The 26,383-nt window shown below is 64.2% G+C and carries 30 protein-coding genes; 16 read left to right on the top strand and 14 right to left on the bottom strand.

Annotated features, from left to right (window positions below; genetic code table 11):
* Window positions 1–45: 45 nt before the first annotated feature.
* Entirely contained in the window at window positions 46–195 is a 150-nt protein-coding gene (locus tag M3195_RS13275; protein WP_251588212.1) for a hypothetical protein, read from the bottom strand.
* Window positions 196–337: 142 nt separating this feature from the next.
* On the opposite strand from M3195_RS13275, the gene M3195_RS13270 reads away from it, so the two are divergent.
* Together M3195_RS13270 and M3195_RS13265 are read left to right on the top strand one after the other, a co-directional pair.
* Window positions 338–1,216, top strand: coding sequence for a ComEC/Rec2 family competence protein (locus M3195_RS13270; RefSeq protein WP_251588211.1), 879 nt, complete (start codon window positions 338–340; stop codon window positions 1,214–1,216).
* 93 nt (window positions 1,217–1,309) lie between these two features.
* Window positions 1,310–3,496 (top strand): KAP family P-loop NTPase fold protein, encoded by a 2,187-nt coding sequence (locus M3195_RS13265; RefSeq protein WP_251588210.1) that lies wholly within the window; start codon window positions 1,310–1,312, stop codon window positions 3,494–3,496.
* Between the two features lie 312 nt (window positions 3,497–3,808).
* Here M3195_RS13265 and M3195_RS13260 read toward each other — a convergent pair whose 3' ends face one another.
* From M3195_RS13260 to M3195_RS13250, 3 genes are all read right to left on the bottom strand, one after another.
* Window positions 3,809–4,579 carry a DUF6338 family protein gene (locus M3195_RS13260; RefSeq protein WP_251588209.1) on the bottom strand — a complete coding sequence of 257 codons (771 nt, stop codon included), beginning with the start codon at window positions 4,577–4,579 and terminating at the stop codon, window positions 3,809–3,811.
* Window positions 4,580–6,475: 1,896 nt separating this feature from the next.
* Entirely contained in the window at window positions 6,476–6,619 is a 144-nt protein-coding gene (locus tag M3195_RS13255; RefSeq protein WP_251588207.1) for a hypothetical protein, read from the bottom strand.
* A gap of 75 nt (window positions 6,620–6,694) precedes the next feature.
* Window positions 6,695–7,609: a hypothetical protein gene (locus M3195_RS13250; protein ID WP_251588206.1), complete on the bottom strand. Its 915-nt coding sequence runs from the start codon at window positions 7,607–7,609 to the stop codon at window positions 6,695–6,697.
* Between the two features lie 336 nt (window positions 7,610–7,945).
* Between M3195_RS13250 and M3195_RS13245 the strand changes: the two genes are divergently transcribed.
* The gene (locus M3195_RS13245) at window positions 7,946–8,434 is read left to right on the top strand and encodes a hypothetical protein (RefSeq protein ID WP_251588205.1); all 489 of its coding nucleotides are present in this window, start codon (window positions 7,946–7,948) and stop codon (window positions 8,432–8,434) included.
* 24 nt (window positions 8,435–8,458) lie between these two features.
* Here M3195_RS13245 and M3195_RS13240 read toward each other — a convergent pair whose 3' ends face one another.
* Window positions 8,459–9,760, bottom strand: coding sequence for a hypothetical protein (locus M3195_RS13240; protein WP_251588204.1), 1,302 nt, complete (start codon window positions 9,758–9,760; stop codon window positions 8,459–8,461).
* Between the two features lie 445 nt (window positions 9,761–10,205).
* On the opposite strand from M3195_RS13240, the gene M3195_RS13235 reads away from it, so the two are divergent.
* A complete protein-coding gene (locus M3195_RS13235; RefSeq protein WP_251588202.1) occupies window positions 10,206–11,417 on the top strand; it encodes an RHS repeat-associated core domain-containing protein in 1,212 nt (403 codons plus the stop codon).
* Here M3195_RS13235 and M3195_RS13230 read toward each other — a convergent pair.
* Window positions 11,398–12,021, bottom strand: a complete 624-nt coding sequence (locus M3195_RS13230) for a hypothetical protein (protein ID WP_251588200.1) — start codon at window positions 12,019–12,021, stop codon at window positions 11,398–11,400. The two genes, M3195_RS13235 and M3195_RS13230, sit on opposite strands and share 20 nt — an antisense overlap.
* Before the next feature lie 8 nt (window positions 12,022–12,029).
* Between M3195_RS13230 and M3195_RS13225 the strand changes: the two genes are divergently transcribed.
* Window positions 12,030–12,167 carry a hypothetical protein gene (locus M3195_RS13225; RefSeq protein ID WP_251588199.1) on the top strand — a complete coding sequence of 46 codons (138 nt, stop codon included), beginning with the start codon at window positions 12,030–12,032 and terminating at the stop codon, window positions 12,165–12,167.
* Between the two features lie 13 nt (window positions 12,168–12,180).
* Here M3195_RS13225 and M3195_RS13220 read toward each other — a convergent pair whose 3' ends face one another.
* Entirely contained in the window at window positions 12,181–12,879 is a 699-nt protein-coding gene (locus tag M3195_RS13220) for a PIN domain-containing protein (protein ID WP_251588196.1), read from the bottom strand.
* Window positions 12,876–13,142, bottom strand: a complete 267-nt coding sequence (locus tag M3195_RS13215) for a ribbon-helix-helix domain-containing protein (RefSeq protein ID WP_251588194.1) — start codon at window positions 13,140–13,142, stop codon at window positions 12,876–12,878. The genes M3195_RS13220 and M3195_RS13215 overlap by 4 nt, the downstream gene beginning before the upstream one ends.
* A 117-nt stretch (window positions 13,143–13,259) precedes the next feature.
* Between M3195_RS13215 and M3195_RS13210 the strand changes: the two genes are divergently transcribed.
* Together M3195_RS13210 and M3195_RS13205 are read left to right on the top strand one after the other, a co-directional pair.
* Complete coding sequence (locus M3195_RS13210; protein WP_251588193.1) at window positions 13,260–13,889, top strand: hypothetical protein; 630 nt, start codon at window positions 13,260–13,262, stop codon at window positions 13,887–13,889.
* A gap of 124 nt (window positions 13,890–14,013) precedes the next feature.
* A complete protein-coding gene (locus M3195_RS13205; RefSeq protein ID WP_251588190.1) occupies window positions 14,014–14,682 on the top strand; it encodes a hypothetical protein in 669 nt (222 codons plus the stop codon).
* A 110-nt stretch (window positions 14,683–14,792) separates the two neighbouring features.
* Here M3195_RS13205 and M3195_RS13200 read toward each other — a convergent pair whose 3' ends face one another.
* The 4 genes from M3195_RS13200 to M3195_RS13185 are packed head-to-tail and all read right to left on the bottom strand — an operon-like array spanning window position 14,793 to window position 17,682.
* Window positions 14,793–15,872 carry a hypothetical protein gene (locus tag M3195_RS13200; protein ID WP_251588189.1) on the bottom strand — a complete coding sequence of 360 codons (1,080 nt, stop codon included), beginning with the start codon at window positions 15,870–15,872 and terminating at the stop codon, window positions 14,793–14,795.
* Window positions 15,869–16,399 carry a DUF1643 domain-containing protein gene (locus M3195_RS13195; RefSeq protein WP_251588188.1) on the bottom strand — a complete coding sequence of 177 codons (531 nt, stop codon included), beginning with the start codon at window positions 16,397–16,399 and terminating at the stop codon, window positions 15,869–15,871. The genes M3195_RS13200 and M3195_RS13195 overlap by 4 nt, the downstream gene beginning before the upstream one ends.
* 1 nt (window position 16,400) lies before the next feature.
* Window positions 16,401–17,210 (bottom strand): SHOCT domain-containing protein, encoded by an 810-nt coding sequence (locus M3195_RS13190; protein ID WP_251588187.1) that lies wholly within the window; start codon window positions 17,208–17,210, stop codon window positions 16,401–16,403.
* 16 nt (window positions 17,211–17,226) lie between these two features.
* Window positions 17,227–17,682 (bottom strand): SOS response-associated peptidase, encoded by a 456-nt coding sequence (locus M3195_RS13185; protein ID WP_251588186.1) that lies wholly within the window; start codon window positions 17,680–17,682, stop codon window positions 17,227–17,229.
* A gap of 210 nt (window positions 17,683–17,892) precedes the next feature.
* Between M3195_RS13185 and cmtR the strand changes: the two genes are divergently transcribed.
* Genes cmtR through M3195_RS13165 form a run of 4 tightly spaced genes read left to right on the top strand, consistent with a single transcriptional unit; the run spans window position 17,893 to window position 21,312 of the window.
* On the top strand, window positions 17,893–18,252 hold the full coding sequence (gene cmtR / locus M3195_RS13180; RefSeq protein ID WP_036275916.1) for a Cd(II)/Pb(II)-sensing metalloregulatory transcriptional regulator CmtR: 360 nt from the start codon (window positions 17,893–17,895) through the stop codon (window positions 18,250–18,252).
* The gene (locus M3195_RS13175) at window positions 18,249–20,174 is read left to right on the top strand and encodes a heavy metal translocating P-type ATPase (RefSeq protein ID WP_197491836.1); all 1,926 of its coding nucleotides are present in this window, start codon (window positions 18,249–18,251) and stop codon (window positions 20,172–20,174) included. The genes cmtR and M3195_RS13175 overlap by 4 nt, the downstream gene beginning before the upstream one ends.
* Window positions 20,174–20,782 carry a cadmium resistance transporter gene (locus M3195_RS13170; protein ID WP_251588185.1) on the top strand — a complete coding sequence of 203 codons (609 nt, stop codon included), beginning with the start codon at window positions 20,174–20,176 and terminating at the stop codon, window positions 20,780–20,782. The genes M3195_RS13175 and M3195_RS13170 overlap by 1 nt, the downstream gene beginning before the upstream one ends.
* Window positions 20,779–21,312: a signal peptidase II gene (locus M3195_RS13165; protein WP_251588184.1), complete on the top strand. Its 534-nt coding sequence runs from the start codon at window positions 20,779–20,781 to the stop codon at window positions 21,310–21,312. Before M3195_RS13170 ends, M3195_RS13165 begins: the two co-directional genes overlap by 4 nt.
* Before the next feature lie 228 nt (window positions 21,313–21,540).
* Here M3195_RS13165 and M3195_RS13160 read toward each other — a convergent pair whose 3' ends face one another.
* Window positions 21,541–21,852: a hypothetical protein gene (locus M3195_RS13160; RefSeq protein WP_029153956.1), complete on the bottom strand. Its 312-nt coding sequence runs from the start codon at window positions 21,850–21,852 to the stop codon at window positions 21,541–21,543.
* Window positions 21,853–22,120: 268 nt separating this feature from the next.
* Here M3195_RS13160 and M3195_RS13155 point away from each other — a divergent pair, with 268 nt between their 5' ends.
* Together M3195_RS13155 and M3195_RS13150 are read left to right on the top strand one after the other, a co-directional pair.
* Window positions 22,121–22,402, top strand: a complete 282-nt coding sequence (locus tag M3195_RS13155; protein WP_025105234.1) for a metal-sensitive transcriptional regulator — start codon at window positions 22,121–22,123, stop codon at window positions 22,400–22,402.
* A 26-nt stretch (window positions 22,403–22,428) separates the two neighbouring features.
* Window positions 22,429–22,752, top strand: coding sequence for a heavy-metal-associated domain-containing protein (locus M3195_RS13150; protein ID WP_251588183.1), 324 nt, complete (start codon window positions 22,429–22,431; stop codon window positions 22,750–22,752).
* A 159-nt stretch (window positions 22,753–22,911) separates the two neighbouring features.
* Here M3195_RS13150 and M3195_RS13145 read toward each other — a convergent pair whose 3' ends face one another.
* Entirely contained in the window at window positions 22,912–23,070 is a 159-nt protein-coding gene (locus M3195_RS13145; protein ID WP_251588181.1) for a hypothetical protein, read from the bottom strand.
* A gap of 30 nt (window positions 23,071–23,100) precedes the next feature.
* On the opposite strand from M3195_RS13145, the gene M3195_RS13140 reads away from it, so the two are divergent.
* The 3 genes from M3195_RS13140 to M3195_RS13130 all read left to right on the top strand — a co-directional run bounded on the left by M3195_RS13140 (window position 23,101) and on the right by M3195_RS13130 (window position 26,240).
* Window positions 23,101–25,029 carry a heavy metal translocating P-type ATPase gene (locus M3195_RS13140; RefSeq protein WP_251588180.1) on the top strand — a complete coding sequence of 643 codons (1,929 nt, stop codon included), beginning with the start codon at window positions 23,101–23,103 and terminating at the stop codon, window positions 25,027–25,029.
* A 43-nt stretch (window positions 25,030–25,072) separates the two neighbouring features.
* Window positions 25,073–25,555: a DUF6153 family protein gene (locus M3195_RS13135; RefSeq protein WP_251588178.1), complete on the top strand. Its 483-nt coding sequence runs from the start codon at window positions 25,073–25,075 to the stop codon at window positions 25,553–25,555.
* 88 nt (window positions 25,556–25,643) lie between these two features.
* Complete coding sequence (locus M3195_RS13130) at window positions 25,644–26,240, top strand: DUF305 domain-containing protein (protein ID WP_025105230.1); 597 nt, start codon at window positions 25,644–25,646, stop codon at window positions 26,238–26,240.
* The last annotated feature ends 143 nt before the right edge of the window (window positions 26,241–26,383 follow it).

Genomic DNA, 26,383 nt, shown 5'->3' with positions numbered 1-26,383 from the left:
CACACACCCCAGACAAACCACTCAGGGAGCGCCCGCGTCGGCCACTCATTCTGCCGTCGTGAGGTGATCGTTCGTGGACACGATGAGCACGAGGAGGAACGGTGAGGATGCCGCGAGCGATCCCCAGCGAGAGGCGATCACCGCCATGGCGGCGATCGCGGCGACGGCTCCCCGCGTGATGCGTGCGCGAAGCATGATGGCGTCGGCATCCTCGACTCTCAAGCCGCCGTGGAGCGCAAGACCGATCGGTACTGCACATCCCGGCTAGGCGAGGGGTTGTTCACGGAGAGTGCATTCGTGGTCGATGCGCGCGTACTCGCGCTCTTAGGTTGTTCGGATGATTGTTCAGGCGGAGGTCGAGCGTGAGCGTCTGGCGCGGGGGCCGGGTGCGAGGCGTGATCTTCGTCTGCTCCCGGTCGCAGGTGCGGCCTGGGGTGTGGCGCTCGTGTGCGTGTTTCTGCCGGATGCGTCGGGATGGTGCGCGGGCGGCTGTTCGGCGGCCGCGCTTCTGACCGGTGCTGCGATGATGCTGCGCCGTCTGTCGGCTGCCTCGGTGGGCGGGCTGATGATCGTGGTCCTGACGGTCGGGGGAGCAGTGGCGTTCACCGTCATGTCCGAGACGGCGCGTCGTGCGGCAGTGCGGGGCTGGGACGGCAGGGTCGTGGAGATGGTGGGAGAGGTTGCATCCTCCGCATCGGTGGGAAGCGACGGGCGCTTGTGGATGGATCTGCAGGTGGGCGGGATCGGATCGCCGGGCGGTGTGCATGCCGCGTCCGCGCCGGTGCGGGTCGGGGTCGGTCCTGTCGAAGGGTTCGACCTCGGGGCGGTCGTGCGGGTGACCGGCGAGAGCGCGGCCACGGATCCAGGGGAGCGTGCGGCGCTCGTGCTATTCGCCAGCTCCGCGACCGTGGAACGGGAAGCGTCGGGTGTCTTCGCCGTGGCGGCCGGGCTGCGGCACGCGTTCATCGACCGCTCCACACGCCTTCCCGACCCGGGTGCCGGACTCCTCCCCGGCCTCGCCGTCGGGGACACGCGCGCGGTCGGTCCGGAGCTGAACGAGGCCATGCGCACGAGCGGCCTGAGTCACCTCACCGCCGTGAGCGGAGACACAAGTACCGACATAGGTGGCTCAACCCCGACGGTCGTAACTGTCGCGGAGCTCGAGTGCTCGCAGTTCGCCTTGGACGCTGGAGCGCTGCATGCGGATCGTACTTGAAGTTGGGCACCACCATACTTATCAATGAACTACTGCGTGCCTCTGGCAACCAGCCCAAACCCAAGCCACGCTGTTCAGATTGGAGTCGACAACTTGAGCACCCCCGCCTCAGAAAACTGGTATGCAGACGACCCGATCTCTTCGATGGACGATGACAATCTTGATCGCTCGAAATTTATCGCTGGGCTCGAGTCGATACTTTTTCGAGTGCACGGCAGTGAGCAGTCATCAGTTCTTGCGCTCATCGGCGCGTGGGGGTCAGGCAAGTCAAGTGTGCTCGCACAGTTGACTTCAAAACTTGAGATGCCGCCGCACACAACGGACGGGGATCCTGGGCGGTCGTGGGTCGCGATCGCATTCAACCCCTGGTATTTCCAGGATCTTGCATCTCTGCAAAGCGGTTTCTTCGCCGAACTGCTTGACGCGCTACCTCTTCGTGCGTCGTGGGACAGGGCGCGCGACTCGATCGCAGGGCTCGGTCGAGCCATTGCGCCATTCGGTGCGATCTTCGGCCTCGTCGGGCTGGACGCGACTGGGCCGTTGAATGGGTTGGCTACCGCGATAGGCACTGACCAAGGAGTTGCAACCAAGAGGCGGATGGCGGAGGATGCTCTGCGCAAGGCAGAGTCGCCAGTTCTGGTGATCATCGACGACGTCGATCGGCTCGACCCACCGGAACTCCTATTGCTCTTCAAGTTGATACGTCTAGTAGGGCGACTTCCTAATGTGCACTACCTACTCGCTTACGACGAAAACACCCTCCTAGATGCGCTAAGCCGTACTGGTCTTGTGGGGAGCCAGGATCCACGTCGCGCAATCGACTATCTCGAGAAGATCGTTCAGATTCGGCTGGACATGCCGCCGGTGCGCGATGAGCAGCTATCGAGTTGGGTGAACTCGGCCCTCGAGCGATTGGCAAGCACACACGGCCTCAGTCTCGATGACGAGGTAAGCCGAAGGTTCAGCAGCGCGTATTTCGGCCACCTCCGTCAGCGGCTCGCAACGCCGCGAGGTGTAAAGCGATACTTCGCGCAGGTCGATGTGTTCCTCGCCGGGTTGCTACAGGAGGTCGACCTCGTCGACTTCCTATTGATCAGTTGGATCAGATCGGCTGAGCCGCTTCTATACCGCGCCATCATCGACAATCGAGGACGTCTTCTAGGTGACTTCTCGACGATCAGTTCGGAGTGGGGCACCGGGAAACGAGATACTGCTGCCGAGCATGCTTTCTGGGAGGGGATTCTTGCCGATGCACGTGTCGCGCCTGAGCATCGCGCCGGCGTAGCGCAGCTGGTCGGACAGCTATTCCCACGATTCGAGCATCAGTGGTCGCAGAGGAACTACTCCTACAGTGGCGACAAACCCGCGTCGACCCGCATTGCTCACCCTCACTACTTCGATCGGTACTTCGCCTTCGCGGTGCCGGCAGAGGATCTCTCTGATCTTATTGTTGCGGCTGCATTCGATCAGATTCGATCGCAAACTCGAGGCTCGGAGCTTGACCAGGTGGAAGCATCATTCGATACGGGAACGGAGTTGGTCCTCGGCAAGCTGGAGTCGCTGAGCGTGCCCGGCTCGGCAAGCAGTGTCGAGGTGCTGAAGTGGCTGGTCCGCCACTACCATAGGGTCCCCGAACACACCGACATCGCGGACGCGCATCAGCGAACGAGGTGGTTCGGCGGACGGCTTTACGTGCGCATGGACGAAAGTCAGCGGCTGGAAGTTCTAGAGGAAGCCAAGCTGACTCCGTCGGGTCTATTCTTCTTCTCCTATCTCAGCCACGCTGCGCGCTCCCGGCCACGAGAAGGCGAGTCGAACGAGCCGACTTCGGCGATGCCAGACCTGGTTGATCAAGCCTTTGCGATCGCGATTTCTAACACCTTGTGGGCGCACATCAAGACTCCACCGATCGACCTCGATCGAACGCTCTGGGGGTTGGTATGGGACTGGGCTCGCATCGATATCGACGCGGCGAGGCAGTGGGTGTGCTCGGGTCTCGAAGATCACGGGTGGGATGCCCTCGACTTCGCCGCGCGTTTCGTGACCGTAACGATCTCATTGGGCGTGAAGGATCCGACGGGTCGGACAGGGGACTTTGACGCGGACTTCCTCGGACAGCTGGTCGATTGGGATGGGTTCGAACACAAACTGCAACTCGATACCGGTGACTCGAGCATCGTTCTCGAGCACGAGCTCCCCGCCACGGTAGAGAACCGTCGTCTCGTCGCCCGCAAACGCCTAGCGCAGTTCTTCGCGGAGCGGGAACAGCAGCGAGGGTAGAGCTCCTCGGGATTGGGCGCGATGGCTCGAAGTTGTTGAGCGGCGCGAGGAACTGGCATTCGTTCGCATAGCGTTGTCCCGGAAACCCTTTTGATGCTTCAACCTGATGGTCAACGAACTGCGATTTGAGTGGCTGGGTGGGCTTGCCAGCGGCGTCTGAGCAGGCACCGTGCCGGGTCGTGGGGGCTGCACCTGCCTCGAAGCCAAGAGGATTCGAACCGGACTGAGGTGCGATACCGAGACGTGCGGCGGACCCACTCCGCATGTGCACTCCAAACTGGTGAGACCGATAGGGTTGACGCCTTCCTGTTCTCACCACGGTCGTCCAAGGGCAAGACCGACGGCTAGCCCCGCGACGAACACGCCAGCAGCGACTAGCGCTTTGGAACGGTGCGCGGGCGAAGGCTTCGGATCGACGCCCCCAGTGGTCAGCCCGAGCGTGGTATCAGGCTCGACGTAGGTCACTGTCAAGTACTGGACTTCCTCATCCTTGATCACGATCAGCGAGCCGTCGTAGGGTTCAGTGGTGCCGCCCGGCGGGCGAATGCTGATGTCTCCGGCCAGTGTCAGGGCTTTGGGTGCGCCCTCCTCTCCAACGTTGCCGTAGGTATCCACGTAGCCCTGGATCCAGGTCCCGTCTTTCAACTGCACGCCAGCGAAGTTCAGGGCGCTGGGTTCGCGTGTAAAGACATATCCCCATGACTCTTTGTCAGGATCCCGAGAGCGGCCCAGGGTGCGATCGTGGACGCGTTCACCTCCAAGAATCCACGCCAGTGCTGACGACGCAACTAGTACGAGGAGACCGATGATGATGAATAGCTCGAAACGGGCGCGAGCGTATGCACCGGGGTGGGCGAGAAAGTGGTGAATCTGTTCCTGTAGCCAGGGGATCCCGAGGGATGCTATGGACAGGAGAAACGCGAGAAGTGACATTATTCCCGCGCTAACAAATATTGCAGTGGCTGTTTCTCTGAAGGCGGATCTCTTGATGCGAGGTCGATGGCGCTCTCGACTGAACGCGAAAACAACGCCCGGGATGATCAGCAACAGGTAGAAGGCGACGCTTGCGAGATCTGTGGGCACTGGCTACCTCGGGACGCGGGCTGTTAGAATCTAGACACGAGTAGGACGGAGGGATGATGGTTCACTACACCACCATGAAGGCGCAGACGATCGAGCACGCTCAGCAGCCTGTGAGTAACCGTATCGAAATTAGAGTGCGGCCGGCTAGCCAGATCCCTCGCCCTCCCGCCGTGTCGCAGACGCAACCTCGCTCGTCTAACTGACCGCAGTGATGGCTTGGCCCCGTAGGTTGAGATTGAGTCCCGGAGCGCCGTAGTCCCCCTAGACGACCCCTGCGGCGCTCCGAGCGAAAGTTGAGCGCGGCTCTACCGTTCCTCCTCAAGGCTGATCCATCCACGACGCGGAGCCATCCCGCGAGTAGAGACAACTGCAATCCTCTTGGAAATAGCGGAGGTCCACACCTGGCTCCACGTCGGCGCGGGAAAGGCGAGCGGCTGCAGCCGATGTAGAGAACTTTGAAGCGCGGCCGTGGCGAATGCCGCCAACTGTCCAGCTAGGTCGTCCGCTACGGTTGGCGCCAGAGAGCTCATCCGCTGATGTCCCACGGCAAGGACTGCTCCGACCCGGTCCGCCGTGCTCGGGTAGTCCTCAACGGAGAGGAACCAGTGGCGATTGATCTGTGCCTCCGCGACCAGGCATACGACGGCACCAATAAGTGCCGATACCCAATCTTCCCCCGAAGCGCGGCCATCAACGTCTCCGGCCTGCAAGATCAGCCCTAAAATGTCGCATTGCAGCTCTCGAGACGCGGGCATGCTTCGCTCAAAGACAAATTGTTCGAGGCGCGAGTCTTGCGCTACGTCCCGGACGAACTGATGCACATCGGCCCTCCGCGCCGACCTACTCGTGTGCCCGAGTAAGTGGTGCGCGTACTCGTGCGAGACGGCCCAAGCTTCGGCGTGCCCGCTTACGTCGCTGTAAAACGCTGCTCCGCGGCGATTTGGACCCAAGGACGCGAGGGGATGAGAGCCGACCATCACTTTTGATTGCCAACCCTCTGCGTGAGCTTCGATGTGGTCAAAAACTCCGTCCAAGTTCGATTCTGGGAGCGACGAGTCTGTTAACCAGGCTTCGAATACCGCGCGAAACCTGTCCAGCGCAGTCGCAACGGGGGGCAGGACGATCGTCAACTGCAATGACAGCGAGATGTACGCCTTACCTCGAAGCTGCTTTGCTTCTGCGTTGACGTCGGCAGCCATGGTCCTGCCGACGAACACGCCGCTGGCGACCGAGTGCCACTCATTCGGCAGGGAATCCACGATTCCCGTAGCCACGACGTCCAGTTCTGGGCAGTTCGAGCGGTCAGGCGTCCACCGAAGGCTCGGGTCCGCTTCAATCTCTGCCCGCGTGCGGCTGAAGTCGAAGCGTCTCGCAGCCCACCACCAAAAGCTTCTGTCTCTTCGGGGCATGCCGTGTTTGCCGAGGAAGTAGGCGCGACTGCGCGAGAGGTCCCAGCGAGGTCGTGGGATTGAGGGCGCAGAGGGTCTCATACGTCTAAACTGCCAGATCCCGGCGGCTCCCGTAGCTATCGGGAAGCCAAGGCGCTCGGGACGGCGGGCTCTCGTCCACGGGGCGCAGTGTTGGTCAAGTGAATGTGCTGCCGGGCCAAGCTCAGCTGACGGGAACAAGAATTGCGGTCGTGGCTGGTTCCTCGCCGAAGTGGCCTGGGCGCAGAGCGACACCGTGGCGACCCTCAGCAATGGCATACGCCCCCAAACAGCCCCACGAGCCGATGGGGCGACACCCGATAGTCCGGATAAGTGTTCTTATCGTCGGTAATGGGCCAGACGTTGAAGTGAGATGGGGCTGAGTACGTGAGCGGCTCTTGACCAGTCGCCGAGCGGGATCGGCGGGGTCTGCGCCGTCGCAAAGTAGATCAGCCCAGAACGATGCCGTTCAGGTGATCTCGCCCGCCTTCAGCGCGCGCTTGATCTCCTTCAGCGATCGCCACGGGCGCCCCTTCAGCTGGTCGTCCTGCATGATGACGAGCGCTCGGATGTGCCGGGCTGCCTTTGTGTCCGTCTTCGTGGGCTCGCTCATGGCGTTAGTCGTCTCGGGGTACGCGAAGAGCCGCCCAGCGCGGGGAGGCGCGGACGGCTCTTCGGGGTGTTTGGGTTAGGCCTCGTGAGATGATCTCCACTCAGCGAGGAGAGTGCGTCCCACGAGCTGCGCCTCGTAGTTGTAGCCCATGGTGTCCATGATCTCTTGGAGGTCATCGGCCGAATGAGCGGGCCGGTGGTCGCTGTCTTCGACGCCGGCGAGATAGTCGCGGGCGAAGCGTCCCTCATCGCCGCGCCTGCGCTGCTGCGCCGAAAGCCACCGGTGGAAGGCTGAGTACTTCTTGCGGGTTGCCAGCGGAATTGCCAGCGCCGAGTCGATCGGTTCGCCCTCCACGGCCAGGTCCACGACCGCCTTGAGACGTGCGTATCCCGGGGGCATGAAGTGCTCCCCACGACGTGCACCGAAGCGGCGATACGTTCCCTGTCGGAGCCACTTCAGCTCCGTCTCGGGGATGGCGATGTCGAAGTTCGGCGCCTCGAGGTCACCGTCGTTGTAGCGCAGCGGGAGTCCCAGTGAGGCGGCAGCCCAGATCATGGTGCCGTTGCTCACGTAGCCGTCGACGGTGCCGGCCAGGAAGACCTCCGCCTGGTGCTTGAGCAGGTAGCTACCCTGCCACGTCCGTCGGGCAGCAAGTTCGCGCGCAGACGGAGCGCCGAACATGCGAAGGAACTCCATCGACAGGATTACTCGACGCAACAGGTTGCTATCGAGCTCGTCGATCAGAGGGGTGGAGGCGCCGAATCCCCGTAGACCGAGGGTCGAATCGAGATGTCGGGATCCGATCTGGGGGTGGTCTTCGAGGACGCGAAGCAGGTCGCGCACTACGATGCGATCGCCGAGGATGCCCTGGTGAAGCGGATCCTCGATCAGTCGCAGCGCCTCCGTGTATTTCACGCCGGCGGTGTGACGCCATGCCTTCGCATCGCGGGTGATCGCCGGGTCGCGGTCGACGGTGGTGGTAGTGGTCATCTCATACTCATCTCTGGACGTCGCACCCCACGCCTACGAGGCCCTCGTGAGGAGGTGACTTCGGTAGGTAATGCAGCTCTGGATCCGCCTTGGTTGTCCTCTGCGTCCGACCCGCGTGGGGGATCGGACTTGGAGTGTGGCGGTCCAGACCGCCGAAGTATCAGTGTAGCCGCGGGGTCGGACGTCTCGGTCGATTGCCCTAACTCTCAGGGGTACGAAGAGGAGACCGCCTGCGTTGCGGTGTCTGCTCATAATGGGGCTTACCGCGCTCTGACGAGCCACGAGTTATCCACAGGACGCATCGAGCAAGACTGCCGGGTGCACGATGATGGCTTCATGCCCGACGACGTCCGCCTGATCCTGAATCGCACCAGCGAGCCTCCGCGCGTGCTTCACCGCGAAGACTGCCCGACCATCCAGCATCAGGTGCGAGGCGACGTCCGTGAGGAGCGGCCGCGCGGCGGGTTCGCGATTCTCGAGTCCTACGAGGACGGGCTCTCGCTGATCGGACCGGTCGAGGGAGTAGATCGGAGCTACTACACGGCGTCGTATGTGACCATCGAACAGCTTGCCAGCGTTGGGCGGTACCGGCGGTGCAAGACGTGCGCACCGGACGCTCCTGACGGCCCACCACCCCTGCAGGTGCACCGCAAGAAGGCGGAGAACCTCGAAGCATCCGACATCGGCCGCGTCAGCGTCGACGGTGCGATCGAACGCATCGAGCACTCGAGCGAAGGGACCACCGTGACGCTGAACGGCGGCGTGGTTCTGACGCTCGGCGCGGGTGACACCGTCTCGTTCCCGAAGAAGCCGCAGTCGGCGTAGAGTCGTCGGGATCGGGCCAAGCGGTCAGTCGAACGCCGGGGTGTCCCGCACGAAGCAGGTCAGCACAGAGGTCGCGTTCATGATCGCGAGCACGGCGTTGATGCGGTTGTATTGGTGCCGAGTGATCGCGTGTGCGGTGGCGTTACGCCGGTAGCCATCTGGACGGTCATCCAGCGTGTAGCGTCCACTCATGATGGTGGTGGCCGGGTGCACCGCGAGAGTCAGACGCCAGCTCTGCTTGCGGAACTTCTTGTACGAGGCGACGTTCGTGACGACGCCGAGCGGCGCGTCCAGAGCATCTCTTGAGTGGTGGGACAGGAGCGTGTCGAGCACGTTCGTGGCCAGTGCCTGCGCAGCTTCCACGTGACCATCACGCAGTGCGTGAATCGCCTTGCGGATCATGTCACCGTAGAGCAGAGCTCGCTTGTGGGGCAGACGCGATGCGAGACGTTCGCAGCTGGTCAGGATGCCCTTGTGGTTGTTGCTGATCACCCGCCGCCGGCTCGAGGCGTCGGGGGCTGCGAGCAGCAGCTCGATCACTCGCGCTGACGGCACCCAGGCAAGAGGAATTCCCTCTTCGAGGATCGCTCGCACGTCGACCTCGAGCTCGTCAGGCTCGGCATCCACGCCTCGCCAGTTCGACGGGAGGTGGGGCCTGCCGAGATGCAGCCCCTTCGTGAGTTCACTGATCCACCCCAGCTCGCCGAGGAGACCCACCGGCACGCCCGTAAACCCCTTCAGCGACGTCAACTGTTCATTGATGATCGACTGGATCGGCGAGAAGAGCGAGGTCGGGAAGCCCATGCTGACGAGCCCTGCGTTCTTTGGATCGAACAGCGATGTCCCGCGCACCACTTTCGATAGCCCGGTCGAAAGCGCCGAGGCCTCAAGTGCCTTCGAGATGCTGCTCTTCATGGTGGGTTCGGAGAGGAAGGACGATGTGACCACTGAACCGAGGATGCTGTTCAGCCCCTGCATTCCCGCGAGAGACGACGCTCGATGCGAGGCGGAGACCGCCGCTTCCAGCGCCGGATCGAAGAGGTACGACGGGACGAGCGCGGTCCCGAAAACCCCCTTGAGGCTCTCCGACACGCTGAACATCGACCCGAGCTTGCCCACCTCTTCGAGCATCCATTGTGTCGAGGCTGACAGCGAAGGGGAAAATGCGCCGGACAAGTCTCGAGCGGCTGCGGCGGTGCGGCCCTCGACAGCGACGTTGCTGTCAGTGGGCTCGACGGAGTACGCGTCGTCAGAGTACGCGTCGTCATGGGTTCTTTCCATCACGGTGCAATGCAAGCACAGGTCACTGACGTCGAAGTGGATCACCAAACTCGTGGCCCCGACGTCTAGCTGGGTGCGGGCGCAACCGGTGTCTTGGCTGAGCGGTTGAACGCAGTGCATTTGTCACTTCACGGAATTAACCCTTCCCAACAGCTCACCGCTGACGCTATGGTTCGAGCAGCTTCCCGCCGCTCTGGCTGGAACAACCCTCATGGATGAGTGGAGCCAGCGTGCGTTCTGGGGTCAAGCGGTGGGTGTCTGCGGTTTCGGTAGCGGTTCTGAGTGCGGGGTTCGTGGTGGGGGTATCTACTCCAGCCAGCGCCGCGCTTCCGACGGGTCCGGTGGCGGTGGGCCAGACGGGCTCTCGTCCGGGCGCGACGGAGATTCCGTTCCAAATCTCGGACCAGGTATCGGCCTATGTCGATGTCGCAACCCGTCTCACACGACGTGGCGCGCGCACACTCACCTGGACTACGACACCACCGGTCGCGTGTCGCGCTCCGTAGCAGAGATCCGGGACAGCGGCGTCACGGGAACTGTCACGACCGTTTTCGACACGTCCTACTGCTACAACACGGCCTCTGCGGCTCCGACGTGCGGGACGACGAAGGCGAACGACCGGTCGAAACTGCAATGGTCGCGCGACAACCTCACCGGTCAGGTCACCGCCTACGGGTACGACACCGCCGGCCGGCTGCTCACCGCCACCCAGTCCGGAGGCACCACCCCGTCGATGTACACCTATACGTACGATGCGCGCGGTAATCGCCTCACCGCCACCGTGACCGGGGCCGGAGCATCGACTCAGTCGCTGACGTTCAACGCCGCGAACCAGGTCACCAACACGGGCTTCGTCTACGACGGCACCGGTAACCTGACCAAGGAACCCCAGGCGGTGTATACGTACAACGGCGCGCAGCAGATGACGAAGGTCAGCAACAGCAAGGGGAACTTCGATTACAAGTACGCAGGCACGAACCAGGTCGAGGTGCTGCAGCAAGAGAGCAACGAGCGCGACTACAAGCTCGTCTACGGGCGTACCAACCAGGTGGGGCTTCCCATCGTCGAGCAGGTCCAAGCTGGAGACCTCACGGCCTACATCGAAAACGACCCGGTGACCGGTGAACCTCTGATGCTTCGGAGCTCGTCGGGAGTCGAAACTCTCTACGTCTACGACGGTCTGGGCTCTCCCGTTGCCATGCTCACCGACTACTCGGCCGTCGCCTACGCATACACATTCGACCCCTACGGGACAGCGGTGCTTTCCGACGAGGGAACCGGCGGCAACGGCCAGAAGCAGAACCCGTTTCTATTCAAGGGCGGCATCCAAGACCGAGCCACCGGATGGGTCCACTACGGCAACCGCTGGTACAACACCACCCTCGGCCGCTGGACTCAGCAAGACACGCTCGATGCGCCGCTCGACGCCACGAATGCCAACAGGTACGCCTACGCAGGTGCGGATCCGATCAACAACGTCGACCCGACCGGACGAGCAGTGGGCTCGGACATCGCCAACGGAGTCTTCAGCAGTTACTTTGGAGCTGTCGTCGGGTTCGTTGTCAGCGGTACCTGCTTCGGCCTCGCGACCGGCGCTGCGATCCCTACCGCTGGCGCGAGCCTGGGCGCCTATGTTGGGTGTGGAAGTCTTGGCTTCATAGCCGGTAGCGCTTTCGGTTCCCTTATCGAAGGACCCTTCTGATGAACAGCTCCAAGAGGTATTGGGGAACCCTTCTCGTGGCCGCCGTTCTCACTGCCGGCTTGAGTATATTCATGCTCGTCACCGACAGAATCCCCTCTATCGTGGGGGTAGCGCTTATCGTCATTGCGAGCTTCATGTTCCTGTGGTCTTCGTACTCACTCATCAGAAAATCGCCGCCTCGATGAGCGACCCGCATCGAATCGGTGTCCTCGCCACGGCTGAAGAACTGCGCGAGCTGAGGGCTGCGGTCGTGGACCCGGGGTTGTGCGAGGATCCACTCGACGTACTGGGGGTCTTGAGCGAGCACGCCCGCAGCCGATCGGCCCTCATACTTGCCGGAAGGGATGGTAGGCGTCGATTCGCCGTCGGCCGATAGCGACAAGGCGAAGCGGCTACGGCTCGAGGAATCACTCTCGGAGGCCACGACCACTGCCTTCACAGCACGACGACGCGGGAGCTCAGCAACATGCTTCTCCCGTATGCGCTGACTGACCGCCCTGTATTCATCACGCTCCACGGTGTGTGCCACGAGTTCCACGACAAGGCATCTCGAAGCGTCAGCGACTATGGGCATCGACGTCTCGATGAGTGGAATCGCGATCACGGGCTGCCTTGGCTCCCAAGCGTGTGAACGAGACGGAGTCCGCGAGCTCGAAGGACCGCGAGGCCATTGCTCGGGTGGTCGCCAAGGCTCCGCCGCTGACGGCGGAGCAACGCGAGCAGATCGCGCGGATCATCAACGGAGCGTAGGCACAGGGACGCCTCAGAGCTGGCGTTCGTCGGGCTGCGAGTCTTCAGGTTCGTTCAGTCCGAAGCGGTCGACGGTGATGCTTCGGAGCTCGGGAAAACGAGCCACGCGCGATGACGCCGCGGCCGCGGATGCTGTAGGTGCCTGTCGAGGTGCGGGGGTCGGCGCGACAGCGCGTACTGGCGCCGGCGAGACGGCAGGAGCCGTAGCGGAGCGCACCATGTGCAAGACGAACTGGCGCGGCTTGAGGATGAGGCGCCCGTTCCATGCTGGGCCAAGGTCGGTCAAGTGGTGGTCGGAGGAGACGATGACGTCGGCGTCGACGGCGGGGTCCTTCGCCAGGGCGAGGATGTGGTTGTCCTCGTGGTCACCGATGCCGTGGTCGCGGACGACTGGGTCGACGATGCCGCCTCCGGTGAGCTGGCAGGTCTCGATGATGAACTCGATGAACTTCTGCCGGGTCTGCTCGCTCTGACCCGTCTCGTGCATGACCCGGTTGATGTTCCGAAGGATGTGCGGCGACACGAAGAGTGCGTACCGGTCGTCGAACGCGAGCGAGAGCGCATCGGCGGCAGGCGACGGAGAAGGGGTGTCCGCCTGCCTGGGGAGCAGAATGCGGCCTTGTGCGCACCCGATGTAGTCGAGGTAGACGTTGACGTCGAGGACGACCGGGATCTTGCGTGGGCCCGCTGCTGCGCGGGTGACGTCGCTCATGGCACCCGGAGGTCCCGGATGAGCGCGAGCGTCTCCTCGGTCGTGTAGACCTTGCCGCCGCGCTCGGCGAGTGCTTCGCCATGAAGAGTCTCGACGCCGGCGCGGATCTCCTGCAGGCGCTTGAGGCGCAGGCGCTCCTTGAACTCGGCCATCGCGACGCGGAGGAACTCGCTGCGGTTGCCGCCGCCGAACTCGGCCGAGAGCTCGTCCAGCAGAGGGATGTCAGTTTCCTCGAGGGCGAAGCTGATGGGTCGAGCGGCCATGGCGAGCTCCTTCGTTGGTAATCGATTATTAAGGGTAGTGCGCACCTGGTAGGGCGTTCAACGGTCAACCGGCTACTCCAGCTGACGGCGCTTTCAAGCCGCAAGTAGGGTGGGAGGATGACTCGACGGCAGAGGCAGCGGACCTGGGTGATTGGCGGCATCGGTCTGATCGTGTGTGGTGTCGTGGGGATCTTGCTCCCGACGTTGAACACCGTGACCGGAACGGCGGGCATAAGCGCTGTTCTCGACGTGGTCTATGCGACGTCTGTGATTCTTTTCGCCGTCGGTCTCTCGCAAGAAGCGAGCATCGTCGCGCGTAAGCCCCTCGGAGTCATCGCTCTTGCCGTAGTGGGACTGTGGCCGCTGACATTGTTCCTGCTCACCCGACTGACACCGGAGAATCCTGCCGAAGGTGTCGGCGCGACCGTCCTTGGTTATCTCGCGATCCTGGTGCCGACCGGCGCGGGTCTCGTGGCGGCGATGCAAGTTGTTCGCGCCAAGGTAGTGGCGAATCCGTGGCGGTGGGCACCTCTGTGGGCCCTGGGTGGACATGTGGGAGCGTGGGTAATAGCCCAGCTCGTCTTCGTTTCTCAAGACGCAGGGGAGATTCAGAGTTTCGCGCCGCTACTTCAGATGCTCGCAACGCTCGCCGGTTTCGCGGGCACAGCAGGCTTGGGGGTTCTCGCCATCGTCCTCGCCGCGAAGCAGCGGCCGGAAACGACCGAGATCTACTCCTCCTCGACGTGATTGACGGCGTCCCGTAATCCCTGATGTCCCCCGAAGTACCTACAGATCTCGTCGCAGGTGCGTTGTTAGCCTGCAAGGACAAGCTGCGGTTGCAGCACCCGAGGTAATCACCGGAGGAAGATCGATGAAGATCAAATCAGTACTGTCAACAGGAGTGCTCGCGGTCGTTCTGGCCAGCATGATGAGCCCCGCTCATGCGGAAGAGACGCCACCGGGAACTCCACCGGAGGACGTTGTCGAGCAGACCCTCGTAGAACCCATCGACGCGACCTTGGTCATCGACGGGAAGCCGACCGACATCGCGGTCATGGCGGACTTCGACCCCGCCGCACCTGCACTCGTCTTCGATGAATCGGGCGAGCCGGTCGCCGTCAGTGATGTCGAACTCGTTTACGCGAACGGGACGAACGCGCGAGTCGCCACCGTCGACCCGACCAACAGAGCAGCACTCGCAGGATGCGACTGGAAGTCCTGGGTCGCTCCGGGAACTGGCACGTGGTACACATCCGGCCTCGGATGCTCTTTCATCGGTCTCAACGCAGCCACTCAGGTGGGCTACGGGTGGAGCGTCGACAGCAGCTCGAGCGGATCCGCCTGCCTCAACGGCCGCGGGTACCAGTACCTCAGCTGGCCTGGGGGCGGCGGCTACTCGGAGCTCTATGGCGGTATCGGCTGCGGAAGCGGCGGCGACTCGGGCGGGGACGTGCTGCCCTGGGGAAATGTCGCGTCGACCAAGCGCATCAAGATGATCTCCTACTCGACCCCGGCGGGTGCCGCCGGGATGTGGCAGTAAACATGTGACCTCGGCGGGTTGGCGCGTAAGCGCCGGCCCGCCGAGTTGACTCTCGCAATCGGGGCAGCAGCCGTTGTCCATGGCGTCCCCGTGTCGTCAGAGATCGGGATTCAGCTGATCTCGGAAGAGTCTCGACTGCGCATCACGGCTGAGATCCCGACGATGCCGGCGAAGCGGGCGACGTCGCGGCCTCCCATGACGCGGTTGAGCGTGAACTTCGCAGGAAACTGCTCGAGCAGCGGGTTCTCGCCGTCGAACGAGCTGCCGGTCTTGAGCGCGAAGATCCGGGTGGTGTCCAGTGCCCGGAAGCTGTCGATCGAGATGATCGATGTCTTCTCGTCGCCCCAGATGAGGCGGTCGAACTCCTTGCGACCTGTCCAGTGCTGGCGGATGCGCTTGGCGATGCCGGTCCAGTCGCTGGTGGCGCCGACGTACACCTGGCAGTAGTCGTCGAGCACCATGATGTAGAGCCCACCGACACCATCCCATTGGGCGAGATTCGTCACCTCGACCATGCCGGGGTTGCTCGCGACGACCTCCTGCAGGGCTCGTTCGAACTCGTCGCGGTCGAGGGAAGCGAAGTGAGCCATGTTCAGGTCGAAGTTCGCCAGCGCCAGTTCCCGCTGTTGTTCGCACCACTCATCGGTGTGAAAGCGGTGCTCCGGGTCTTCGTACGCCCAGTCGATCGCGTCCCAGAGTTCGGGGTCGTCCTCTCGCGACCAGCGCGGACTCGACGAGCGCTTGTTGATGGTCGCGTAGGTGTCGCGCGAGAGTCGGAGACCGAGCCCGCGGTTGCTGCGCACGGGGCCGCCGAAGTGGATGGCGGACTCCGTCGAGCCGGGACGCGGCGCACTCTTGCGGGGGATCGCGACGGGCACACCCCAGACCTTGCGAGCGAGTCGCTTCGTCTGCCATCGGTGCCAGATGAGGCGGTGGCCGTCGTCGGTCAACGCGTGCAGGCAGGCGTTCGCGTCCGGGCCGGTCGTGACGTTGAAGATCCGGGCAGGGTCGAACTCGAGGTGCTCGCCATCGGGGATCAGTCCGTCTCCGGTTAGCTCGACCGGGTCAGCGTCGAGCACGAGATACCCGTCGTCGACGAGCGCGCGGCGAAGCTGCTCAGCCGCGACGGGAGTCGGTGCCCAGACGAGTGTTTCGCGCGGCGTCGCGGTGATCTCGAGTTCGAGGCTCAAGGTCGCGACCATCGGTACGCGCTCATGTCGAAGGGAATGAGAGGCGTCGTCCGAGCCAGATAGAGCGGGTGTCCCGGATGGCCGTCTTGAGTCGTCTTGCCGATGGAAAGCCATTCGGCGCCGGTGGCTTCCGTCAGCTTCAGGATGTCCCTCAGCATCTCAGCAAGGTACGGGCGGATCGTGAGGTTCGTGCCCCACGCGGCCAGAAGCGTGGCGCGTCCCTGAATCGCTGCGGCGATATGCCGCTCGTTCTCCGCCTTCAGCTCCGGAAGGTGCTGGTCATGCATCTTGTCAGGGTCGGTGGCGATCTGCGGGTAGATGTTGAGCATGGTCCAGCTGTCGTAGCCGTTGTTGGCCGCGAACTTCTCAACGCCCTTCACCGTGTTGTCGAGGTCGCCAGGCTTCGCTGTCGAGGGATTGATGCCGAAGCACACCAGCGGGTTCTGCCCCACGACGCCGAGCACGAAGCGTGCGCTTCCATCAGGCGTGTGCTCGTAGAGCCACTCCCTCTGAGTAACGACGGCCATGTCACATGCTGCCGAGGAGTTGCGTCTTTTGCGCCTGGAACTCGTCTTCGCTGAGGACCCCCTTGTCCCGGAGCGCGGCGAGCCTCTCAATCTGCGCGATCGGGTCTGCCGGTGCCGCGACGGTGGGAATGGCGGTGGTCGTGGGCTGTTCCTTCAGCTCTCGGAACTTCCGAGAGATCGCGTCGCCCTGGCCATGCCCCATGCCCGTGATCGTTGCGGAGGTGCCCGAGTGGGTGATGGTCAGCGTTTCGCCACCCATCTTCTTTCCGAGCGACAGCGCTCCGATGGATGCGAGAGAGAACTCGACGACGTTCTCGCTACCGATGCTCTTCTCGAGGAAGATGAGTCGGCGGTCGGTGAGGGCGGCGATGCCCATCTTGCCCCCGAGGGCGCCGACGCCGATCGCGTAGACGTACTCGCCGAAGTCGAGCACGTTCGCGAGATGACGGATCTCCTTGCGGCCGAAGACCTTGAGGGCGACCTTCGCTGCCGCATCCGGGATCCCGTGGTCGTCCAGCGAGCCATCGGGCATGCCCTCGCCGATGGTCACCATGTGCTCGTAGTGCTTGTTCCCGAGCCCGTCGACGACCCATTCGATGTCGGTGCCCTTGGTACCTGGAGTGAGCGTGCCGGTGATCGTCGCACCCCAGCGGTTCTTGAGCATCGCCCGAGGTACGTCGATGACGATCGAGGTCGGACTGGCCGAGGTGATGCTGAAATCGGTGGGTTCCACAGCCGCGGTTATGAGGGCGACAGGGTCTCCCGCACCGGCGAGGACAGTCCAGTGAATCGTGCGCAAGATGGTGGGCATGCCGCCACTCTAGTGGTCACCCGACCGGCTCCAGCAGCGTCGGATCTGACGGATCGACGGTGCGGGAATTGCTGACCTTGCGGTCGACGATGTGCTCGCGGATCGTCGCGGCGACGTCGCTGGAGGTGTGCTCAAGCATCGCCAGAGTCTCCGCCTTGCGGTCGCCGGTGAGTTTCTCCGGCGTCAGCCAGGCGTCCCACATGTCGGGGGTCAGGAACGCGGGCATCCTGTCGTGCACCTCGCCACTGGCGTCGCGCGCCTCGCGGGTGATGACGACGAAGCAGCGGGACTTCTCTCCGTTCGGGAGTTCCATCGACCAGGTGAGGCCGGCGGCCGAGAGCAGGCCGTCACCGTGGAGGAAGTGCGGCGTCTTCGGGGTCTTGTCACCGGTCCACTCGAAGTAGCCACGCATCGGCACGATGCAGCGTGCAGCAGAGAATGCCGGCGCCCAGAAGCCCTGAGCGAGCTTCACCGAACTAAGCAGAGGCCTGCCGAAAACGATCGTTTGCGGCGCGGTGAGTGAAGGCACACCAGATCGAATGCCAGAAACGTGCGCCGTAAGCGGGTTTCGGTAGGCGTATTCGGTGGGGTGTGAGCCGGATGTACTTACACCCAGGCCCCAGAGATGTCGCCTGGGGTGAAGCCGTTCCAATAGGTCATCAATCACTGTATAGTTCAGTGTGTGCTGACTATTTCCTCACGCCTCGATGTCATGAACCGGCTCGGCCGGGCCATGGCCGATCCCACGCGTTCCCGAATCCTAATGTCTCTGCTCGGTGGACCGAGCTACCCGGCTGTGCTCTCTCGTGAGCTGGAGCTGACGCGTTCGAACGTGTCGAACCATCTCACCTGCCTGCGTGACTGCGGGATTGTCGTTGCCGAGCCGGAGGGTCGCCAGACTCGTTACGAGATCGCCGACCCGCATCTTACGGCTGCGCTCGTCGCGCTCGTGGACGTGACGCTGGCGGTCGATGAGCACGCGCCGTGCGTGGACTCTGCGTGCACGGTGGCTGGCTGCTGTGGGACGGGGGCGGACGCGTGAGCGCGGCGTGTGGCTGCGAGCACGAGCCTGCCCAGCCTGCCACTGCGGCGGAGGATGAGACCGAAGAGGTTGTGCGGCCCTGGTGGAGGGACCGTGGGATTATGGTGCCGGTCTTCTCCGGTGTCGCATTCCTGGCCGGTCTGATCCTTGAATGGTCCGGCCTCGAGATCCCGGCGCTGGTGTTGTTCTGGGCCGGTCTGCTCCTCGGTGCGTCGACGTTCACGCCCGGCGCGATCCGGAAACTGTTCAAGGGCAAGCTCGGTATCGGGCTGCTGATGACGATCAGCGCGATCGGCGCGGTCATCCTCGGCTACGTGGAGGAGGCTGCGGCTCTGGCGTTCTTGTACTCGATTGCTGAGGCGCTCGAGGACAAGGCGATGGACCGTGCCCGGGGCGGGCTGAGGGCGCTGCTGAAGCTCGTGCCGGAGACAGCGACCGTGCTGCAGAACGGCGTCTCTGCGCAGGTGCCCGCGAGAGAGCTGACGGTCGGCCAGGTCATGGTGGTCCGTCCCGGCGAGCGGATCGCAACCGACGGGATCGTCCGTTCTGGCCGCTCCAGCCTGGACACCTCGGCGATCACCGGGGAGTCGATCCCCGTCGAGGTCGAGCCCGGCGATGCGGTGTCGGCCGGTGCGATCAACAGCGCCGGCGCGCTGGAGGTCGAAACGACCGCTGCGGGCACCGACAACTCGCTCACCACGATCGTGGAGCTGGTCGAGAAGGCGCAGACCGAGAAGGGCGAGCGTGCACGTCTCGCGGACAGGATCGCCCGCCCGCTCGTACCCGGCGTTCTGATCCTCGCAGCGCTCGTCGCGATCATCGGGTCGCTGCTGGGCGATCCAGAGGTGTGGATCACCCGCGCGCTTGTCGTGCTGGTCGCCGCTTCTCCGTGTGCGCTGGCGATCTCGGTGCCGCTGACGGTCGTCGCCGCGATCGGCGCAGCAAGCAAGTTCGGCGTGATCATCAAGTCCGGCGCCGTCTTCGAGCGCTTCGGCACGGTCCGCCACGTCGCGGTCGACAAGACCGGCACCCTCACCCGCAACGAACCTGCGGTCACCGCGGTGCTCACTGCGAACGGCGTGACCGAGACACAGGCGCTGGCCTGGGCGGCCGCACTGGAGCAGCACAGCACGCATCCCCTTGCCTCTGCGATCACCGCCGCGGCCCCGGGCACACCGGCAGCTGCAGATGTGACCGAGCAGGCCGGGCACGGCATCGACGGCACTGTCGGCGGATCGAGAATCACCGTCGGCAGTCCTCGCTGGCTGGACGCGGGCGACCTCGGGAAGCAGGTCGCGGAGTTGGAGGAGCAGGGCATGACCGTCGTGATCGTCCACCGCGATGGAACCCCCGTCGCCGCGATCGGCGTCCGCGACGAACTGCGCCCTGAAGTCCCCGAGGTAGTCCGGACGCTCACCAACCAAGGCGTCGGCGTGACGATGCTCACCGGAGACAACGCCCGCACCGCTCGTGCACTGGCCGCGCAGGCCGGGATCAGCAACGTGCGCGCGGAACTGCGTCCCGAGGATAAGGCAACCGCGATCGGCGAGCTGTCAAAGGCGGGGCCGGTCGCGATGATCGGCGACGGAATCAACGACGCACCGGCCCTCGCTGGCGCAGACATCGGTATCGCGATGGGCGCCACCGGCTCCGACGCGGCAATCGAATCCGCCGACGTGGCCTTCACCGGCCATGATCTGCGCCTCATCCCGCGAGCGTTCGATCACGCCCGCCGCGGTCGACGGATCATCAACCAGAACATCATCCTGTCGCTGCTGATCATCACTGCACTGCTCCCGCTCGCGCTCTTCGGCGTCCTGGGGCTCGCGGCCGTCGTCCTGGTCCACGAGGTCGCGGAGGTCATCGTGATCCTCAACGGTCTGCGCGCCGCACGCACCCGCACGCCACGACTGGAAAGCTGATGCTCGCAACTATCGGTTCAGCGATCGGCCTGTTCGCGGCAACCAACATCGACGACATTGTCGTGCTCACCGTGCTGTTCCTGGCTTCCAGTCGAGGGAAGCCCCGGCCGTGGCAGATCGTCGCGGGCCAGTATCTCGGGTTCATCACCCTCGTCGTGATCAGCGTGATCGCCGCTCTCGGTCTCACCATCGTTCCGGACGAATGGGTCGGTTTCCTGGGTCTGATCCCGCTCGGCATCGGCATCTGGACGCTCATTCGCGGCCTGCGCCGTAACAGCGATGACGATGATGACGACTCCAAGATCACCGCGGTCGGACTATGGGGCGTCGCAGGGATCACGATCGCCAACGGGGCCGACAACATCTCCCTCTACACGCCGATCTTCCGCACCAGCGCCCTCAGCGACGTCGCGATCATGATCGTCGTATTCCTGATCCTCGTCGCGGTCTGGTGCGCGGCCGGCCGGCTGATCGGCACCAACAAGGCTGTTACCGAGGGGCTGGAGCGCGTCGAGCACTGGCTCGTACCGGCCGTGTTCATCGGCCTGGGCCTGTTCATCCTGATCGAATCTGGGGTCATCGTCCGTCTGATCGAGGTGCTCGCATGACCTCCTCCCAGTCAGAGGCTCATCCGCCCGCTGCGCGCAAGCTGTCGTCGACCCGGCGGCGGCAGCTCACTGGTGGAGCGCTCTTGATCGCCGTGGTCGTCGTGCTGATCGATCAGGGAACCAAGGTGTGGGCCGAAGCGACCCTCACCGACCGTGAGCGCATCCCGCTGATCGGTGACCTGCTGGGTTTGCAGCTCGCCTATAACCCCGGAGCGGCATTCTCCTTCGGGGAAGGCTTCACCTGGGTGTTCGCGCTGCTCGCTGTCGCCGCCACGGTCACAGCGATCGTGTTCGCGTTCCGAGTGCAACGCGTGAGATGGGCGATCGTCATCGGCGCGCTCGGCGGCGCTTCCGCCTCACACGCAGGCGACCGCCTTTTCCGGGACCCCGGATTCGCCCGTGGTCACGTCGTGGACTTCCTCGCCTACGGAAACTGGTTCATCGGCAACATCGCCGACATCGTAATCTTCGCCGCAGCGATCACCGGAGCATTTTTCATGATCCGCGCCGGGGATGAGAGCACCGAGTGAGATCCGTTGTGCGGTGGTGGGACACCCATCAACTCGCCCTCTACATCGGCGCGATCGCCGTGGGCGGCCGTTGAGTGAGTTCACGCTTAGGCAGGCGGGCGGTCGCGATGTAGGCGCAGAGCCACCCACCAGCCGCATCGTCGACAGATGAAAGCGCGATCGTCTCCGAGTGCGTGCAGCTTCTTGCGTGGCAGATGTCGCCCGCAGCACGTGCACGCAACGTCCTCGTCAGTCGCCATGAGCGGAGAGCGCCTCTCGAATCTGTTCAACCGTTGGCATCCCGGCCAGCCCAGCAGGGGTGCTGTAAATACGGCAGGCGAGGTCATTGCTTCGCCCCGACCCCGGAAAGAGATCGTTGCCATCCAGGGTGATCGTGGGGGAGCCCGCGAACGAGACTGCGCCCGCGTCCTCCTCCGTCCGGATGAGTCGGTAGTGAACCTCCGATTCGTCGTGGCCTGTTTCTCGTAGCGCCTCAGAAACACGACGGCCAGCCTCAACCCAGCTGGGGCAACCGGCGATATAAAGCAGCTCAATCTCCACGACTCAATCATCCTCGACTTCGCTGTTGATGTCGTGCCCGGGCTACCACCGAAAACGATCGTTTACGGCGTAGTTCTGTCAGGGAGCAGCCCGAGGTCACAACTAACGGTCTCCGGAATGGGGTTGCGGCAGGCGTTTTTGGTGAGTCCCGTGGCCGGGCGGGTGGAGAAGTCCGGGTGGTGGCCGAGTCAGCCCCCACTTGTGGCGCTCGGCGCCCAGGTCTGACGCTTCCACCCCGCCACATACCCCCAGGGGGTATGCTGAGAGGGTGAATGGATACGAGGGCAACAAGGAGGCGTTGCAGCAGCGTCTGCGTCGTGTTGAGGGTCAGGTGCGGGGGATCGCTCGAATGGTTGATGAGGACAAGTACTGCATCGACATCCTCACGCAGGTGTCTGCGGCGACGAGGGCTCTGGAGACGGTCGCGCTCTCGCTGCTGGGCGATCACTTGAGCCACTGTGTCGCGGAGGCTAGTGCCGAAGGTGGCGAGGTTGCGGCGGAGAAGATCCGTGAAGCGAATGACGCTATCGCTCGTCTCGTCCGTTCCTAACCATCTGAGATCTGGAGGATCACATCATGACCGAACGCATCGAACTCGGGTTGAAGGACGCCAACGCCGGATGTGCATGCTGCGCGTCCCCGACTGATGCCGCGGCCGCGGAGACGAGTCAGTCGGCTCTTGCCCAGGACGTGTTCGTTGACGGGATGACGTGCTCGCATTGCGTATCCAGCGTGACCGAGGAATTGTCGTCTGTTGACGGTGTCGAGAGCGTGACCGTTTCCCTGAACGCCGGGGCGACCTCGCGCGTGACGATTCACAGTGCAGTGGCTGTTGATCCGTCGCTCATCAAGGCCGCCGTGGAGGAAGCGGGATACACGCTCGCGCCTCAACCCAGCTGACCGGCGGGTCTCCTCACCCGACTCTGCACGCATCTGAAGCGAAGGAGGCTCATCGTGAGCCAGCAGGATCACACCTCTATGCACCACCACGGACAGCATGCCGAGGGGACATCCCCGAGGGTGGCTCACGGGTCCCGAGAGGATTACGCGGCACCCGTTTCACATGCGGGACACGACCCGCATGCCGGACATGACCCTCAAGCAGATCACGCGCAGCACGACGGGCATGCCCCACATGGCGGCCATGCGGGCCACGGCGGCCACGGGGGTCACGGGGGTCACGGGGGTCACGGGGGTCACGGGGGTCACGGTGATCATGTCGGGCAGTTCCGGCGGCTGTTCTGGATCATGCTCGTGCTGGCTGTTCCGGTGGTCGCATTCTCGATGATGTTCTCCATGCTGCTCGGGTATTCGCTACCCGATGCGGCATGGGTGATGTGGATCTCGCCTGTTCTCGGCACGGTGATGTATGTCTGGGGTGGCGCCCCGTTCCTCACGGGCGCAGTCAGTGAGCTGCGTTCCCGCAAGCCCGGAATGATGCTGCTCATCGCCCTGGCGATCACAGTCGCGTTCCTTGCCTCATGGGGTGCGAGCGTCGGCCTGCTGCACCACGAGCTGGACTTCTGGTGGGAACTGGCGCTCCTGATCGTCATCATGCTGCTCGGGCACTGGATCGAGATGCGTTCGCTCGCGCAGACCACGTCCGCGCTCGACTCTCTTGCCGCGCTCTTGCCCGACGAGGCGGAGAAGGTCGAGGGTGATGCCACTGTCACAGTGGCCCCGTCCGATCTGCAGGTCGGGGACGTCGTCGTGGTCCGCCCCGGCGGTCGCGTTCCCGCCGATGGGCGGATCGTGCAGGGGTCGGCGAGCATGGACGAGTCGATGATCACGGGTGAGTCCCGTCCGGTGCGCCGCGCCGACGGGGATCAGGTGATCGCGGGCACGGTTGCCACTGACTCCGGTGTCCGGGTGGAGATCACCGCGGTCGGGGAGAACACTGCGCTGGCGGGCATTCAGAAGCTGGTGACGGAGGCGCAGAGTTCGTCGTCGCGGGCGCAGCGCCTCGCGGACCGCGCCGCAGGGTGGTTGTTCTGGTTCGCCCTCGGTGCCGGTGTCATCACCGCGATCGTGTGGACGCTCGTAGGACTTCCCGACCAAGCCGTGGTCCGCACGATCACTGTTCTCGTGATCGCCTGCCCGCACGCGCTCGGTCTCGCGATCCCGCTCGTCGTGTCCATCGCGACCGAACGTGCCGCCAGGGCTGGTGTCCTGGTGAAGGATCGTCTCGCGCTGGAGAGCATGCGCACCGTGGACACGGTGCTGTTCGACAAGACCGGCACACTGACCAAGGGCGCCCCCGCGGTCACCGCCATCGAACCGGCAGGCTCCCTGAGCGCGGACGAGCTGCTCGCCCTCGCTGCCGCGGCCGAGGCCGATTCGGAGCATCCTCTCGCTCGTGCAATCGTCAACGCCGCGAAGGCGAAGAGCCTGACTGTCGCGGCGTCGCAGGACTTCGAGTCCTCGCCGGCGGTGGGGGTCAAGGCCCGCGTCGACGGCCGTACCGTGCAGGTCGGTGGCCCGTACATGCTCGAGCAGGAGCACGCGAGCGAGCTGGGTGTTGCAGATCAGTGGCGCGAGGACGGCGCGATCATCCTGCACGTCCTCGTCGACGGCACGGTGGCCGGTGCCATGCGATTGGCCGATGAGATCCGTCCGGAGTCCCGGGAGGCAATCCGAGCGCTGCATGAGAGGAACGTGCAGGTGGTCATGATCACCGGTGATGCGGAGGCTGTCGCGGCGTCCGTGGCGGCGGATCTCGGCATCGACCGGTTCTTCGCCGGGGTGCGCCCAGAAGACAAGGCGTCGAAGGTGAAGGAGCTGCAGAGCGAGGGCCGCTCGGTGGCGATGGTGGGTGATGGGGTGAACGACGCACCCGCGCTCGCGCAGGCAGACGTGGGTATCGCGATCGGTGCGGGCACGGACGTCGCGATCGCGTCCGCCGGGGTCATCCTCGCCAGCGACGATCCCCGATCGGTGCTGTCGGTGATCGAGCTGTCCCGCGCCAGCTACCGCAAGATGAAGCAGAACCTGTGGTGGGCAGCCGGCTACAACCTCCTCTCCGTCCCCCTCGCGGCCGGCGTGCTCGCCCCGATCGGGTTCGTGCTGCCGATGTCGGTCGGAGCGGTGCTGATGTCGCTGTCCACGATCGTGGTCGCGCTGAACGCGCAGCTGCTGCGACGACTGGACCTCGCCCCAGAAGCGGTCATCACCAGGTAGGCGTTGTCGCGGCGGCGACGTACCCTGGAGGAAAGGAGGTGGAGTGGTGTTGATCACAGTCGCGCGGCGCGTGCATGACCAGCGCTCACTCACCCGCACCCTCCTCACGGTCGTCGCCGTCGCGGTCGCGGTCATCTGTGGGCTCTTGGCGATGCACTCGATGAACACGCACGCGATGACCTCGGGGCACGGTGACACGGTCGCTGTCGGACACGGCGACCTCGCCGCTGCCAGCACCGGCCACACGGCCGGCACCGACCATGCGGGCACTCACCTTTCGCAGTCGGCTCCGGGTTCTGCGGCTGCGGACGCGGGGTGTGCGACGTGCTCGGAGGATCACGGGATGGCGTGGATGGCGTGCGTGCTCGCCCTCCTCGTCGCCGTCGTCCTGCTCGCACGCCCCAGAGGGTGGTGGCGTCAGCTGATCCGCGCGCTCGCACAGCCCACGACGCCGGCCCGGACTCACGGAGCTCTGCACTTTTTCAAGCCGCCTTCGCTCACCGTTCTCTGCATCAGTCGTACGTGATCACCGGCGTGCCGCGGCTTGCCGGCACTGCCCTTGCGCTCAGCATCCTTGCTGGGCGTTTCATCACCGACTCTTGGAGAGAACAATCATGAAGACCCGTTTCGCGGCATCCGCCGCAGTCACCCTCACCGCCCTGCTCGCCCTCGTCGGGTGCGCCGGCACCACCTCCGGCGGTGACATGGAAGGCATGAACCACGGCGGCAGCAGCAGCTCCGCCCCCGCCTCCGCGGACGCCAACGATGCCGACATCATGTTCGCGAGCATGATGAAGGAACACCACGCCCAGGCGATCGAGATGTCCGACATGCTGCTGAGCAAGGACGGCGTCGACGAGCGTGTCGTCGCGCTTGCGGAGAAGATCAAGGCCGCCCAGGAGCCCGAGATCCAGAAGATGGATCAGTGGCTCGAAGAGTGGGGTGCGGACACCTCCAGCATGGAGGGCATGGATCACGGCGACGGCATGATGTCCGAGGACGACATGCAGGCCCTCGAGGACGCCTCCGGCTCAGACGCCGGGCGTCTGTTCCTGGAGCAGATGATCCAGCACCACCAGGGCGCCGTGGAGATGGCGCAGGAGGAAGTCGACAACGGCCAGAACAGTGACGCTGTCGCGCTGGCCGAGACGATCATCGACGCGCAGACCAGCGAGATCTCCGAGATGGAAGACATCCTCGCCACTCTGTGACCCGACCCGTGGGGCGCGGGATCTAGCCGCGCCCCACGGCGTCACTCGACATCGCTCGACATCACGGGGCGCGCGTGCGACCCCGCGCCATCCTCACCCTTTGGGGGTGCGTCTCAGCCGCATCCCGCTGCTACTTCGGAGTT

The organism is Microbacterium hydrocarbonoxydans (genome assembly GCF_023715885.1).
Taxonomy (GTDB): domain Bacteria; phylum Actinomycetota; class Actinomycetes; order Actinomycetales; family Microbacteriaceae; genus Microbacterium; species Microbacterium hydrocarbonoxydans_C.
Note: the sequence above shows the minus strand (reverse complement) of the source record. Positions and strands in the feature narration are given on the sequence as shown.